This window comes from Actinopolyspora lacussalsi, assembly GCA_030803735.1.
GTDB lineage: Bacteria > Actinomycetota > Actinomycetes > Mycobacteriales > Pseudonocardiaceae > Actinopolyspora > Actinopolyspora lacussalsi.
Window position 1 is genome coordinate 4,533,785 of the sequence record JAURUC010000001.1, and the last position, 13,838, is coordinate 4,547,622.

The 13,838-nt window shown below is 69.1% G+C and carries 14 protein-coding genes; 10 read left to right on the plus strand and 4 right to left on the minus strand.

Translation table 11 applies throughout. The features are described from left to right. Window positions 1-18: 18 nt before the first annotated feature. Together glpD and J2S53_RS20200 are read right to left on the minus strand one after the other, a co-directional pair. Window positions 19-1,761 carry a glycerol-3-phosphate dehydrogenase gene (glpD, locus tag J2S53_RS20195; protein WP_456242308.1) on the minus strand — a complete coding sequence of 581 codons (1,743 nt, stop codon included), beginning with the start codon at window positions 1,759-1,761 and terminating at the stop codon, window positions 19-21. Window positions 1,762-1,910: 149 nt separating this feature from the next. After that, on the minus strand, window positions 1,911-2,705 hold the full coding sequence (locus J2S53_RS20200) for a DeoR/GlpR family DNA-binding transcription regulator (protein ID WP_092974720.1): 795 nt from the start codon (window positions 2,703-2,705) through the stop codon (window positions 1,911-1,913). Between the two features lie 376 nt (window positions 2,706-3,081). Here J2S53_RS20200 and J2S53_RS20205 point away from each other — a divergent pair, with 376 nt between their 5' ends. The 4 genes from J2S53_RS20205 to J2S53_RS20220 all read left to right on the plus strand — a co-directional run bounded on the left by J2S53_RS20205 (window position 3,082) and on the right by J2S53_RS20220 (window position 6,958). After that, window positions 3,082-3,825 carry an MIP/aquaporin family protein gene (locus tag J2S53_RS20205; protein ID WP_092928152.1) on the plus strand — a complete coding sequence of 248 codons (744 nt, stop codon included), beginning with the start codon at window positions 3,082-3,084 and terminating at the stop codon, window positions 3,823-3,825. 230 nt (window positions 3,826-4,055) lie between these two features. Then, on the plus strand, window positions 4,056-5,564 hold the full coding sequence (glpK, locus tag J2S53_RS20210; RefSeq protein ID WP_456242309.1) for a glycerol kinase GlpK: 1,509 nt from the start codon (window positions 4,056-4,058) through the stop codon (window positions 5,562-5,564). A 146-nt stretch (window positions 5,565-5,710) separates the two neighbouring features. Continuing rightward, a complete protein-coding gene (locus J2S53_RS20215; protein WP_456242310.1) occupies window positions 5,711-6,505 on the plus strand; it encodes a putative protein N(5)-glutamine methyltransferase in 795 nt (264 codons plus the stop codon). Window positions 6,506-6,751: 246 nt separating this feature from the next. Continuing rightward, a complete protein-coding gene (locus J2S53_RS20220) occupies window positions 6,752-6,958 on the plus strand; it encodes a hypothetical protein (RefSeq protein ID WP_092629646.1) in 207 nt (68 codons plus the stop codon). 323 nt (window positions 6,959-7,281) lie between these two features. On the opposite strand, the gene J2S53_RS20225 is transcribed toward J2S53_RS20220, so the two are convergent. Continuing rightward, entirely contained in the window at window positions 7,282-7,569 is a 288-nt protein-coding gene (locus J2S53_RS20225; RefSeq protein ID WP_456242311.1) for an acyl-CoA carboxylase subunit epsilon, read from the minus strand. Between the two features lie 119 nt (window positions 7,570-7,688). Then, window positions 7,689-9,326, minus strand: coding sequence for an acyl-CoA carboxylase subunit beta (locus J2S53_RS20230; RefSeq protein ID WP_456242312.1), 1,638 nt, complete (start codon window positions 9,324-9,326; stop codon window positions 7,689-7,691). A gap of 218 nt (window positions 9,327-9,544) precedes the next feature. Here J2S53_RS20230 and J2S53_RS20235 point away from each other — a divergent pair, with 218 nt between their 5' ends. The 6 genes from J2S53_RS20235 to J2S53_RS20260 all read left to right on the plus strand — a co-directional run bounded on the left by J2S53_RS20235 (window position 9,545) and on the right by J2S53_RS20260 (window position 13,835). Beyond that, window positions 9,545-10,378: a biotin--[acetyl-CoA-carboxylase] ligase gene (locus J2S53_RS20235; RefSeq protein ID WP_456242313.1), complete on the plus strand. Its 834-nt coding sequence runs from the start codon at window positions 9,545-9,547 to the stop codon at window positions 10,376-10,378. A gap of 229 nt (window positions 10,379-10,607) precedes the next feature. Further along, the gene (locus J2S53_RS20240; protein ID WP_456242314.1) at window positions 10,608-11,117 is read left to right on the plus strand and encodes a PH domain-containing protein; all 510 of its coding nucleotides are present in this window, start codon (window positions 10,608-10,610) and stop codon (window positions 11,115-11,117) included. 132 nt (window positions 11,118-11,249) lie between these two features. After that, the gene (locus J2S53_RS20245) at window positions 11,250-12,200 is read left to right on the plus strand and encodes a hydroxymethylglutaryl-CoA lyase (RefSeq protein WP_092974742.1); all 951 of its coding nucleotides are present in this window, start codon (window positions 11,250-11,252) and stop codon (window positions 12,198-12,200) included. Then, on the plus strand, window positions 12,197-12,865 hold the full coding sequence (locus J2S53_RS20250) for an adenosylcobinamide amidohydrolase (protein WP_456242315.1): 669 nt from the start codon (window positions 12,197-12,199) through the stop codon (window positions 12,863-12,865). The genes J2S53_RS20245 and J2S53_RS20250 overlap by 4 nt, the downstream gene beginning before the upstream one ends. Before the next feature lie 149 nt (window positions 12,866-13,014). Then, a complete protein-coding gene (locus J2S53_RS20255) occupies window positions 13,015-13,506 on the plus strand; it encodes a YbaB/EbfC family nucleoid-associated protein (protein ID WP_456242316.1) in 492 nt (163 codons plus the stop codon). After that, window positions 13,506-13,835, plus strand: coding sequence for a WXG100 family type VII secretion target (locus J2S53_RS20260; RefSeq protein WP_456242317.1), 330 nt, complete (start codon window positions 13,506-13,508; stop codon window positions 13,833-13,835). The genes J2S53_RS20255 and J2S53_RS20260 overlap by 1 nt, the downstream gene beginning before the upstream one ends. Window positions 13,836-13,838: the final 3 nt, after the last annotated feature.

The window sequence follows — 13,838 nt, forward strand, 5'->3', positions numbered from 1 at the left end:
ATCACCTCTTCCCCGGAGTCAGCCCACCGGTTCCACGATGCCCTCGCGGGCCTCGGGGGCCGCCACCCGAGTGGCGTCGGCGGCCTGATCGTCCGGCTGGCTCTGCGACTCGCGTTCGGCGGCCACCCGCGCCGAGTAACGCTCGACCTCACTGGTGATCCGCTGCTCGTCCCAGCCGAGCTCGGCACCGATCAGCCTGGCCACCTGGTCCGCGCAGTCCACACCGCGATGCGGGTACTCGAAGGAGATGCGGGTACGCCTGGTCAGTACGTCCTCCAGGTGCAGCGCCCCCTCGTAGCGCACCGCGTACGCGACCTCGGCCAGCAGGTAGTTGGGGGCCTCGTCGATCGGTTTCAGCAGCTCCGGGTCGCTGTCGCCGAGCGCCAGCACCTCGTGGATCATCGAGCCGTAGCGGTCCAGCAGGTGCCGCACGCGATAGGGGTGCAGTCCGTGGGCCGCCGCGAGCTGGTCGGCCTGGTTCACCAGCGCGTGGTAGCCGTCAGCTCCCAGCAGCGGGACCTTGTCGGTGATCGAGGAGGCCATGCGGCCGGACACGTCGTTGCCGACGGCGTCCACCGCGTCCTTGGCCATCACCCGATAGGTGGTGTACTTGCCGCCCGCGATCGCCACCATCCCGGGGGCCACCCGGGAGACCTCGTGCTCCCGGGAGAGCTTCGAGGTGTCGTCGTTCTCGCCGGCCAGCAGCGGACGCAGCCCCGCGTAGACCCCCTCGATGTCCGAGTGGTTCAGCGGTGTGGCGAGCACGCTGTTGACGTGGTCCAGGATGTAGTCGATGTCGCGCTTGGTGGCCGCGGGGTGGGCCAGGTCCAGGTTCCAGTCCGTGTCCGTGGTCCCGATGATCCAGTGGTTGCCCCACGGGATCACGAACAGCACGGACTTCTCGGTCCGCAGGATCAGCCCGCTGTCCGAGACGATCTTCTCGCGCGGGACCACCACGTGCACGCCCTTGCTCGCGCGCACCCGGAAATGCCCGCGTCCCCCGGAAAGGCGCTGCAGCTCGTCGGTCCACACACCTGTCGCGTTGATGACCGCCTGGGCACGGACCTCGGTCTCCCTGCCGTCCTCGACGTCACGCAGCCGCGCGCCCGCGATCCGGTCCGCCTCGTGCAGGAACTCCACCACCTGGGTGGAGGTGCGTACCACCGCGCCGTAGCGTGCCGCGGTGCGCGCCACGGTCATGGTGTGCCTTGCGTCGTCGGCCTGGGCGTCGTAGTAGCGGATACCGCCGATCATCGCGTCCTGCTTGAGGGCGGGCACCATTCGCCGCGCCCCGGCGCGTGTCAGGTGCTTCTGCCCCGGCACCGACCGGGCGCCACCCATGCGGTCGTAGAGCAGCAGTCCGGCGGCCGTGTAGGGGCGTTCCCACACCCGGTGGGTCAGCGGGTAGAGGAAGCTGACGGGTTTCACCAGGTGCGGCGCGAGCCGGTTGAGCATCAGCTCCCGCTCGTGCAGCGCCTCGCGCACCAGGGAGAACTCGAGCTGCTCCAGGTACCGCAGCCCACCGTGGAACAGTTTGCTGGAGCGGCTGGAGGTGCCTGCCGCCAGATCGCGGGCCTCCACCAGCGCCACCCGCAGTCCCCGGGTGGCCGCGTCGAGCGCGACCCCGGCTCCGGTGATACCGCCACCGATGACGACGACGTCGAACTCCTCGCTGCCGAGGCGCCGCCAGTTCTCCTCGTGCTCCTCGGGGCCGAGCTTGCCCTGTGGCTGCCCGGTGACTTCCGGTTTGTCGCTGGCCACCAGCGTCCTCCTCGCTCGTTTCGCAGCCCACCGCCCCTGGGCGGAACGCCTCATCGCCAGTACGTCCGACAGCGCTCATGATGCCGGATCGACACTCCCCGCGCGTGGTGCGTAACTGGCAGTGTCGGGGTCGCGAGGCCGGGCCGGGGTCATCCGGCTCGCTGTACCGTCGCTCCCCGCTCTCGCAGCACCTCGACCTCGGCTTCCGGGGTTCTCGAATCCACGATCACGGTGTCGAAGTGCTCGGCGGGTGTGACCGCGTGCAGTGCGCGCCTGTTGAACTTGGTGTGGTCGACGTAGAGCACGCGGCGACTCGCCGAGGCGAGCATGGCCTTTTTGAGCTGCACCATTTCCTGTTGCGGATAAAAGCAGACACCGTCGGTGACTGCCGAGACGGACATGATCGCGAGATCCACTCGCATACCGCGGAGCGCGTCCAGCGCCATGCCCCCTACGAAGGCGTCCGCCCAGGGCAGAAAGTCGCCTCCGACGCAGATCAGATGGATTCCCTGTTGTCCGGCGAGTTCGTCGAACACTCCCCGGTGGTTGGTCACCACGGTCAGCGGAGCCCGTTCCGGCAGCAGCCGTGCCAGGTAGACCCCGGTCGTCGAATCGTCGAGGACCAGCGCCTGTCCGGGCTCGACCAGTTCGACCGCCGCCTTGGCGAGCTCGGTCTTCTCCGCCTCGTTCTGCTGCATCCGGTACTCGGACGCGGCCTCGTACAGCAGTGAGGAGGCGGCGGAGACGTAACCCCGGTTGCGGTGCACCAGCCCCTGGGACTCCAGTTCGGCCAGATCCCGGTAGACGGTCATCGCGCTGGCTTCCACTGTCGCGATCAGGTCGTCGATGCGCAGGTTTCCCTCGGCCATGACCAGATCGGTGATCTTGCGCCTGCGGTCCTGTTGTCGCCCGGAAGGTCGCCTGCCCTGCGTGGCCATCGTCATTCCTCTCGCACCACTCCTGTTTCACGGACAGGTGCCATCCTCCACCGCCGCCGGAACCCCTGTCCGTCATCCGGACGGGTTCTCGTGAGCGGGGGAGTGCTCCCGGACTTCACAAGTAAACCATCTGAACCGATAAAAACATCAAGCTGAGGTTATTGCAATGTTTCTTTTCACAGGTCTAGTGTGACCCAATCTTCCATACCGAGAAACCCGGGCTTCAGCCGGAGGTGGTAACCGATATGCGGTGGTACACGACACACGAACGTTCGCCTCGGTCGCGACCGAGTAGCGCCCAGCCGAGTAGCGCCCAGCCGAGTAGCGCCCAGCCGAGCGGCGCACTGCCCCGTCCGAGCTATGTGCCGACGGGAGGCGCGAGATGAGCGCGGGTGCGATCTTCCTCTTCGAGCTGCTGGGCACGGCCACGCTGACTCTGCTCGGCTGCGGTGTGGTCGCCAACGTGACGTTGCGCGACACACTCGGGAACAGCGGCGGATGGCTGCTGGTCAACTTCGGTTGGGGCTTCGCCGTGTTCGCCGGTGCGAGCATCGCCGCCCCCGCCGGGGCGCACATCAACCCGGCAGTGACCTTCGGGCTGGCGGTCAACGGGCAACTCGACTGGTCACTGGTGCCGGTTTACCTGTCCGCACAGCTCGTCGGTGGTGCGCTGGGTGCCGCGGTCTGCTGGGCCGCCTACAAGCTGCAGTTCGACAGCCACGACGACCCGGCCAACACCCTGGGCATCTTCGCGACCGGCCCCACGGTGCGCAACGCGCCGTGGAACCTGGTCACCGAGATCATCGGCACCTTCGTGCTGGTGTTCTGGATCCTGCTCAGCCCCGGCGCCAGCTCGGGGCCCGACGGTATTCCGGAGTTCGGCAACGCCGCGCTCGGTTACGCGGCCGTGGCCTTCATCGTCATCGGCATCGGCAGTTCGCTCGGCGGTCCGACCGGATACGCCATCAACCCCGCCCGCGACCTCGGTCCCCGTATCGCCTACGCACTGCTGCCGATCAAGGGCAAGGGCGGCGCGGACTGGGCCTACTCCTGGGTCCCGATCCTCGGCCCGATCATCGGCGGTTCCGCGGCGGGAGCACTCGCGCTCGCCATGCCCCTCGGCTGATCGAGTTCCGCGCGGCTGAGCGCTGCCCGGCCGGCCCTGTTTGGCCGGGCCCTGTTTGGCCGGGCTCTGTCCGGCCGGTCCTGTCCGGCCGGGCAGCGCTCCCGTCCGACCGGCAGACCCGAGCGTTTCCCGTACCCGATCCGAGCCCTGCCCATCGCTGTCAAAGCGGGCATTCTCGGAGCTGACACCCGCACATCACCAACCACACGCGTCGATCGGAAGGTAGCGACATGGCCTCCTACATCGCAGCCATCGACCAGGGGACGACCTCGACCCGGTGCATCGTCTTCGACCATGCCGGGCAGGTGGTCTCCGTAGACCAGGTGGAGCACCAGCAGATCCTGCCCCGGGCGGGCTGGGTCGAGCACGACCCGATGGAAGTCTGGACCAACACGCGGCAGGTGTGTGCCGGTGCGCTGGCCAAGGCCGACCTGGTGCTGTCCGAGATAGCCGCCGTCGGCATCACCAACCAGCGCGAGACCACCGTGGTCTGGGATCGCCACACCGGTGAACCCGTCTACAACGCCATCGTCTGGCAGGACACCCGCACCGACGCCATCGTCAACGAACTGGCACAGGGCGAGGGCGGCCAGAACAGGTACCAGTCCCGGACCGGTCTGCCGCTGGCCACCTACTTCGCGGGCCCCAAGATCCGCTGGATCCTGGACAACGTGGAGGGGGCGCGGGAACGCGCGGAACGCGGCGAACTGATGTTCGGCACCATGGACACCTGGGTGCTCTGGAACTCCACCGGAGGCACCGAGGGCGGGCTGCACATCACCGACCCCACCAACGCATCCCGCACCATGCTGATGGACCTGCGGACGCTGAGCTGGGATCCCGACATCTGCGCGGAGTTCGGCATCCCCATGTCCATGCTCCCGGAGATCCGCTCCTCCTCGGAGATCTACGGTCATTTCCGGGAGCGGGGCGTGCTCGGCGGGCTGCCGATCGCGGGAATCCTCGGTGACCAGCAGGCGGCGACCTTCGGGCAGGCGTGCCTGACCCCCGGCGAGGCCAAGAACACCTACGGCACCGGTAACTTCCTGCTGCTCAATACCGGAACCGAGCCCGTGCTCAGTGAGAACGGCCTGATCACCACCGTCGGCTACAAGATCGACGACCAGCCCACGGTCTACTGCCTGGAAGGTTCGATCGCCGTCACCGGCTCGTTGGTGCAGTGGATGCGCGACAACCTCGGCATGATCGGCAGCGCTCCCGAGATCGAACCGATCGCGGCCTCGGTGGAGGACAACGGCGGCGCCTACTTCGTGCCCGCCTTCTCCGGGCTGTTCGCGCCGCACTGGCGCTCGGACGCTCGCGGCGTGATCGCCGGTCTGACCAGGTTCGTCAACCGCGGCCACATCGCGCGCGCGGTGCTGGAGGCGACCGCCTTCCAGACCCGCGAGGTCGCCGAGGCGATGAACGCGGACTCCGGTGTCGAACTCAAGGCGCTCAAGGTCGACGGCGGGATGGTCAACAACGAGCTGCTGATGCAGTTCCAGGCCGACATCCTCAACGTGCCCGTCATCCGTCCGAAGGTCAACGAGACCACCGCGCTCGGCGCGGCCTACGCCGCCGGACTGGCCGTCGGATTCTGGTCCGGCGAGAAGGACATCCGCGCGAACTGGGCCAAGGACAAGGAGTGGGACCCGAAGATGCCCGAACAGGTCCGGGAGCAGCAGTACGGCGAGTGGCAGAAGGCCGTCACCAAGACCTTCGGCTGGGTCGAGGATTGAGTTCCCAGCGGAAGTAATCGCTCCCGCCGGGGCACCTCGGCGCCCACTGGAGGTGACTCGGCGGGGCGGTCCGCGGCGGTACGGGACCGTCGTCGGCCGCCCTGGCTTCCGAACCGGTGCGGTGCGCTGGGTAACGTGTCCGACTCGTGAGCGTCGAGGGCGAGTCCCGACTGTTGACCGACATCATCACCGAACTGCGCGCGGCGGGCTGCGTGTTCGCCGAGGACGAGGCCGAACTGCTGCTCGCGGCGGCCGACACGCGTGCCGAGCTGGCCGAGCTGACCCGGCGCAGGGTCGACGGCCTGCCGCTGGAGGTAGTGCTCGGCTGGGCGGAGTTCCTCGGTAACCGAGTCGTGGTGGAACCCGGCGTGTTCGTACCCCGACGGCGCAGCGAGTTCCTGGCCGAACAGGCGATCTCGTTGGCGAGTCCCGGTGCCGTGGTGGTCGAGCTGTGCTGCGGCTCCGCGGCGATCGCGGCGGCAGTGGCCCGCGCCGTGAAGCGGATCGAACCGCACGCCTGCGACATCGACCCCAACTGCGTGCGCTGCGCACGCCGCAACCTCGCGGACCTCGGCGGCACGGTCCACCGGGGAGATCTCTACGAGCCGCTGCCCGGGGAACTGCGCGGGCGGGTGGAGCTGCTGCTGGCCAACGCGCCCTACGTGCCCACCGACGAGATCGCGTCGATGCCGCCGGAGGCGCGGGAGCACGAGCCCCCGGTGGCGCTGGACGGCGGTGCCGACGGGCTCGACGTGCATCGCGCGGTCGCCGCCGAGGCCCCGGAGTGGCTGTCGCCGGGTGGACGACTGCTGCTGGAGACCAGCGGGCGGCAGGCCGAACGCTCGGCAGCCGTCTGCGCCGAGCACGGGCTGGCCACCCGAGTGGCCCGCTGCGAGGAGACCGATGCCACAGTGATCATCGCTACCGCTCCCGAGTCCTGACCCGGTGGCCCGGCGATTTCGCGAGAAATCGACGGTGCCCCGCTGGCGGAGCCGCAGCTACGTCCCCCGAGGGCGAATAGCCGGATACGGCCCTGCTACGGCAGCGTGGAGGCACGCGGATGGCAGCATTGGGGTCAGCGAGCCGCTCCGGCCGTCCCGGCGAGCGTTCCGGCCGGTTGTCCCGGCGAGGCGGGGTACGAAGAGGCGGGGTGTGAAGACTCGGGGCACGAACGAGAGGCGCGGGGAATGAACGAGCAGTACTCACCGAACTTCAAACACGGACCGAACACGGTGTGCCCGAACTGCGGCGGATTCCAGAAGGTCAGCGAACCCCGCCTCTACATGATCCGGGCCACCGAGGAGACCCACGCCGGGATGACGCTGGGGGAGTGGCGTACCTGCCCGCAGTGCCAGGGAGACGGACACACCCCCGGCCTCCGCCCTCCGGTGTGAAAGTGGATCGGTCCTGTTGCCAGGCGGTGCGGGTGGCGGAACCTCTCGCACGGCTCTCGCTGCGGGTCCGGCGACCTCGGGTAGCGACCTACACAACGTCTCCGGCGTCCTCACGAGAGCCGCACGAGAGAACCCGCTGCGGTGCGAGCCGCGAAAGTGGTCGGGGTTCGGCTCCGTGTCCCCATGCGCTGCTCAGCCGCATGGGCGCGGCTCGGCAGCGGTCTCGGGAGCGGCGATTTCGCGAGAAATCGACGGCGACTGCGGCCGCATCACCCCCCCCGGACCCGGCGATTTCGCGAGAAATCGACACCGAACGGACGGACTCACATCGGCAGGGCGGAGGCGCGCCAGGCGTTCGGGCCGGGTCGCATCGGCCGTCTGCCACCGGGATAGCGCAGCGCGGAGCCGGGATCCCCCCACATCGACATGCGTTCGGACCGTTCGCCCCCGTCGCCGGAACTCGCCGACGCGATTCCCACCAGCGCCGCGGTCAACGCGGCCACCTCCACGTCGTCGGGCCTGCCCCGCTCGACCCGCAGCACGGGCTGCTGGGCACCGTCCGTCTCGGAAGCGGATGACTCACCGGACTCGGCAACGGGCTCGTCGCTCAAGGTGCACCTTCCATCGGCGGGTGTGCGTGCCGGAGACGCCAGCATAACGACGCCCGGCACGCGGTGGACAGTGCTCGCGGCACGACCGCCGCACCGCGAGCACCACGACCGGCCCCCGTTCAGAGCGGGATGTTGCCGTGTTTCTTGGCGGGCAGCGTGTCCTTCTTGTTCCGCAGCATCCGCAGTGATCGCGCCAGGTAGCCCCGGGTGTGGGAGGGCGGGATCACCGAGTCCACGTAACCGCGCTCGGCCGCCTCGTACGGGTTGCACAGGGTGTCCTCGTACTCCTGCTGCAACTGCGCACGCACCGCCTCGACGTCGTCGCCACGCTCGGCGGCCTCGGAGAGCTGCCTGCGGTAGAGGATGTTGGTCGCGCCCTGCGCGCCCATCACCGCGATCTCGGCGGTGGGCCAGGCCAGGTTGATGTCGGCGCCCAGGTGCTTGGACCCCATCACGTCGTAGGCACCGCCGTATGCCTTGCGGGTGATGACCGTGGCCAGCGGGACGGTGGCCTCGGCATAGGCGTAGAGCAGTTTCGCGCCGCGCCTGATGATGCCGTTCCACTCCTGGTCCGTGCCGGGCAGGAAACCGGGCACGTCGACGAAGGTGACCACCGGGATGTTGAACGAGTCGCAGGTGCGGACGAACCGCGCGGCCTTCTCGCTGGCTTCGATGTCCAACGTGCCCGCCATCTGGGTGGGCTGGTTGGCGACCACTCCGACGCTGTGGCCCTCGATGCGTCCGTACCCGACCACCATGTTGGGTGCGAACAGCGCGGAGACCTCGCAGAAGTCGCCGTCGTCGAGGACCCGGGTGATCGCCTCGTGGATGTCGTAGGGCTGGTTCGGCGAGTCCGGCACCAGCGTGTCCAGTTCCCGGTCGGCCTCGGTGAGGTTGTCGGCGACCGTCCCGCTCTCGGCGGGCGCGTCCGACACCGGCGGCTCGGCCAGGTTGTTCGACGGCATGTAGGACAACAGCTCCTGCACGTAGGCGATAGCGTCGTCCTCGTCGGAGGCCATGTAGTGCGCGTTGCCCGACTTCGAGTTGTGCGAGTACGCCCCGCCGAGCTCCTCGAAGGTCACGTCCTCACCGGTGACGGTCTTGATCACGTCGGGACCGGTGATGAACATGTGTGAGGTCTGGTCGACCATCACGGTGAAGTCGGTGATCGCGGGGGAGTACACCGCGCCACCCGCGCACGGACCCATGATCAGCGAGATCTGCGGGATCACCCCGGAGGCGTGGGTGTTGCGCTTGAAGATCTCGGCGTAGAGCCCCAGCGCGGCCACGCCTTCCTGGATGCGGGCACCACCGGAGTCGTTGATCCCGATCAACGGGCACCCGGTCTTGAGGGCCAGATCCATCACCTTGACGATCTTCTCGCCGAACACCTCGCCCAGCGAACCGCCGAACACGGTGAAGTCCTGCGAGAACACGCACACCTGGCGACCGTCCACTGTGCCGTAACCGGTCACCACGCCGTCGCCGTACGGGCGGGACTGCTCCATTCCGAAGTTCGTCGAGCGGTGGCGGGCGTGCTCGTCCAACTCGATGAACGAGCCCTCGTCCAGCAGCATGTCGATGCGTTCGCGGGCGGTGTACTTGCCCTTGGCGTGCTGTTTCTCCACCGCACGTTCGGAACCGGCGTGTACCGCCTCGTGGTTGCGCCGATACAGATCGGCCAACTTCCCGGCCGTGGTGTGAATGTCCGGTTCACCGACAGACGGCTCACCAATCGGTTCGGTCGCACTGCTCATGCCCGGAAGCCTAGCCAGCCGAACTCGTCTCCCACGAAGAGGTCTCGGGTGACGAGTATCACCTTTCCGGTGGATGGGGTTCACCGATTGCCCGCTGAGGGTTGTCGGGAAGTGTCGCCGCGTTCGCGGTCGAGTTCGCATCGCGCCCGGGATCGATGACGCGCGGTACATCGGAAGACCGGTCACCACTCGGGCCACCTACGGCATAGCCTGGGCACATGACCGCCCCGCCCCCGCTGGACGCCGATGCGCTGCGCGCCCGCCTGCTCGACGACGGCCCGTACCGGGCGCTCGACGTGGTGACCGTGACCGGTTCGACCAACACCGACCTGGTCGCCGCGGCCAGTGCCGGTTCCCCCGACCGCACCGTGCTCATCGCGGAGGAGCAGCAGGCGGGCAGGGGAAGGATGCGGCGCTCCTGGGTCTCGCCGCGTTACTACGGGCTGCACGTGAGCGTGCTGCTGCGTCCCGTGGTGGCGGCGCGTACCGCGCTGTCCTGGCTCCCGCTGCTGGCGGGCACCGCGCTGGCCGAGACGGTGCGGGAGACCACCGGGCTGGCCGCCGAGCTGAAGTGGCCCAACGACCTCCTCCTGGGAGACGACCGCAAGGCGGCGGGCATTCTGGCCGAGGCGGTGAGCACTCTGGACGGTATGGCGGTGGTGCTGGGCATCGGCGTCAACGTGCACCACGACGCGGCGAGCCTGCCCGAGAGCGCGGGTGGACTCCCCGCGACCTCCATCGCCGCGGAGGGAGCCAACGTCGACCGCACCGAGCTGCTGGCCGGTCTGCTGGAACGGTTGTCCGGGATCGAGCTGCGCTGGCGCGAGGGAGTGTCCGAGGACGCCCTGGACGGCGGTGTGCTGGAACGCTATCGGCCGCTTTGCGGCACGATCGGCCGCTGGGTGCGTGTCGAACTCGGCGGTGGCCGGATACTCGAAGGCGAGGCCCGCGACGTCGACACCCAGGGCAGGCTCGTGGTCCGCGACCGCGACGGGACGCGCACGCCGGTCTCCGCCGGTGACGTGGTGCATCTGCGTCCGGCCCAGCGCTGACCACGGCCCAGCGCTGACCACCGCCCAGCCGTTGACCTTCGGTACGGCTGTTCCGACACCGGGCCGCCGGGGGCGGCCGGGCGTCCTCCGACGTGTCACGATCCCGCCCCGAACCGGTCGCTCCGTGCTTCGCGGGGGCGTGCTCGCGATCTCCCGGACAGGCACGGGAACCGGTCGAGGTTCCGGTACGGTGAGCGTGGCCCGTCGCTGATCCGAAGGGGGACTACAGGTGGCTTATCCCGATGATCAGCTCGGTGAGGGTGAGCAGGTGCTGGTGCACCGGCACCCCCACTGGAAACTGCTGGTGGGTCCGGTGCTCGCGCTGCTCGTAGTGCTGGCCGGCTTCGGCGCTCTCGTGCTGTTCACCGAGTCGCTCGCCTGGCGCACCCCGGTACTCGCCGTGGGCGGGATCCTCGGGTTCGTGCTGTTGCTCTGGCTGGTGCTGACTCCGCTGCTGCGCTGGCGCACCACCCACTTCGTGGTCACCAACCACCGGCTGATGATCCGCGAGGGGGTCTTCACCCGCTCCGGCGTGCACATCCCGCTCGGGCGGATCAACAGCGTCCGGTCCAGCCGGGGGCTGCTGGACCGGCTGCTCGGCAGCGGAACGCTGATAATCGAGTCCGCCTCGGACGAACCCCTGGAGTTCGACGACATCCCGGAGGTGAACCGGGTGCAGTCGCTGCTGTACGGCGCGGTCGAGGGCGAACCACACGATCACTACCCGGAGGATCGCTGACCGCTCGCCGTCCCCGGACGAGGCGATGATTCCGGGATTCTCCCGCCGATGCTCCGTATCGAGTAGCGTCCTACACCCGTTGGGACCAACGAGAAGCGGTGCGATCCGTGATCCGTGGAAGGAGACTTGTTGATGGGTGTACGTGCGCTGGGTCTGCCGGAGGCCACTCGTTCCCCGAACACGCCGGAACTCCCCGAACAGGTGACCATCTGGGAGGTGGGACCTCGTGACGGGCTGCAGAACGAGAGCGGGGTGATCCCCTCCGCCGTCAAACTGGAGTTCCTCAACCGGCTCAACGCCGCCGGCCTGCCGGTCATCGAGACCACGAGCTTCGTGCACCCCGACTGGGTTCCGCAGTTGGCCGACGCCGGCGAGGTCATCAACGGGCTCTCCCCCAAACCCGGTGTGCGCTACCCGGTGCTGGTGCCCAACCAGCGCGGCCTCGACCGCGCCAGGGAGGCAGCGGTCTCCGACATCGCGATCTTCGCCTCCGCCACCGAGAGCTTCGCCCAGCGCAACCTCAACCGGAGCTTCGAGGAGCAGTTCGAGATGTTCCGCCCGGTCGTGCGGGGTGCGGCCTCCTCCGGCATGCGGGTCCGCGGCTACCTCTCGATGGTCTTCGGCGATCCGTGGCAGGGTGCCGTGCCGGTCGAGCAGGTGGTCGACGCGGGCAAGCGCCTGCTGGGGATGGGCTGCGACCAGCTCTCGCTGGGCGACACCATCGGTGTGGCCACGCCCGGCCAGGTCGAGAGCGTGCTGCGTGGCTTCTACGAGGCCGACATCACCGCTGACCGGCTGGCCGTGCACTTCCACGACACCTACGGTCAGGCACTGGCCAACACCTACGCCGCACTGCGGCTGGGGATCAGCACCGTCGACGCCTCGGCGGGCGGGTTGGGCGGCTGCCCCTACGCGGGCTCGGCGACCGGCAATCTGGCCACCGAGGACCTGGTCTGGATGCTCTCGGGGTTGGGAATCGAGCACGGTGTCGACCTGGAGCTGCTCGTCGACACCAGCACCTGGATGGCCGAGCGACTCGGCAAACCGAGCCCGTCGCCGGTGGTCAAGGCGCTGGCGCGATGACGACCTCGGAGACCGTGCGCTTCCCGGGTACGAGCACGCGCACCCTGCGGGGACAACCGCTGCTGGCCTGGGAGTGCCCCGGCGAGTGGTTGGCCGTTTCCTCCGGCTCGTACGGCGGCGGTCTCGGACTCCGCCGCTGGGTGCTCAACGCCACCGTCCCCAGTGGATACGACCGCCCCGATCCGGCCGAGCACATCGCCGAGATGGCCGGGGAACTGGAGCTCGAAGGGCCGGGCACCGGACTGTTGACCGCGGTGGACGTGCGGCACGAGGTGACCGCCGCCGAATCGGGTGTGCGGGCGAGCGTGACCACCGGGGTGGGCTATCCGATCTGGGCCGCGCACGATGCCGCCGACACCTCGCACCTGGTGCGGGACCACATGCCGGGAACCATCAACGCGGTGTGCTTCCTCCCGGTGCGGTTGAGCGAGTCCGCGCTGGTCAACCTGGTCGCCACCGTCGCCGAGGCGAAGGCGCAGGCCCTGTCGGAGGCGGGGGTGCCCGGTACCGGCACCTGCACCGACGCGACCGTGCTGCTGTGTCCGCCCGACGGCGCGCCCGAACCCTACGGCGGGCCGCGTTCCGTGCTCGGCGCGCCGCTGGCCCGCGTGATCCACCGGGCGGTGACCGAGGGGCTGCACGTGACCGATCCGCGGCACGGCTGAGCGCGTGTCCCGGCGATCCGTCCCGGAACGTTCTTACTCGGACGGAACCGCTTCGGCGGTTCACACGTCCGAACGTGCGGCTCGCCCCTGTCCGTCGGGGCGGACCCGAGCGAGCGAGGTGGCGGGCAGCGGGAGGAAGGTGAGTGGCGTTGACCGACCATCGGGCGCAGGTCGAGGAGATGATCGCCGACTACCGGCGCAGCAGTCAGCGGCTTTCCGAGGTCGACGAGGAGCTCGCCTCGATCGAGGAGACCGCCGGTGACGAGCGCGGGAACGTGTCGGTCACAGTCGGCTCCGGGGGAGCGTTGCGGCGGGTGTGGCTGGCCGAGCAGGTCTACCGCACGCACTCCCCGGACGAACTCGGCAGGCTGATCGTGCGGCTGTCCGCCACGGCTACCGCGCGGATCGCCGAACGCACCGACGCGGTGCTCGCGACGGTGCTCCCGTCCGGATCCGACCCCGCCGCCTTACGCGCCGACTCCGCGGCGTCCGCTTCCTCCGTCACCGGGGTGTCGGTGCCCAACGGCTCCGGCGTTGCGGACAATGGGCCGCGGAATTCGGCAGCGGAGCCCGAGCAGGACGAGTCGCTCGAACCCCGCAGCTGGCTGCGGGACGTCGGAGCGGCGGAACGGGACCGGTGATGACAGGTTTCCACAGTGAACTCGGGAAACTCACCGAGCACGCCGGTGAGTTTCCCGAGCACGCGGAACAGGCCAGGCGGATCCGGGACGAGCTGCGTACCGCCCTGGATGCCTCGGGCGACCGCTGGGGCTCCGACGAGGCGGGAGCCAGGTTCGCCGAGCTGCACCTCCCCGGCGTCGAGCGCGCGCTGCGCGGACTCGAACGGTTACCGGACGAGCTCGCCGAGATGGGAACGAAGCTGTCGGAGGCGGCCGAGACCTACCGCCGCACCGACGAGGCGGCGGCCGAACGACTTGACGGGATCGATGCCGGGCCGGAACGGGAGTGATCG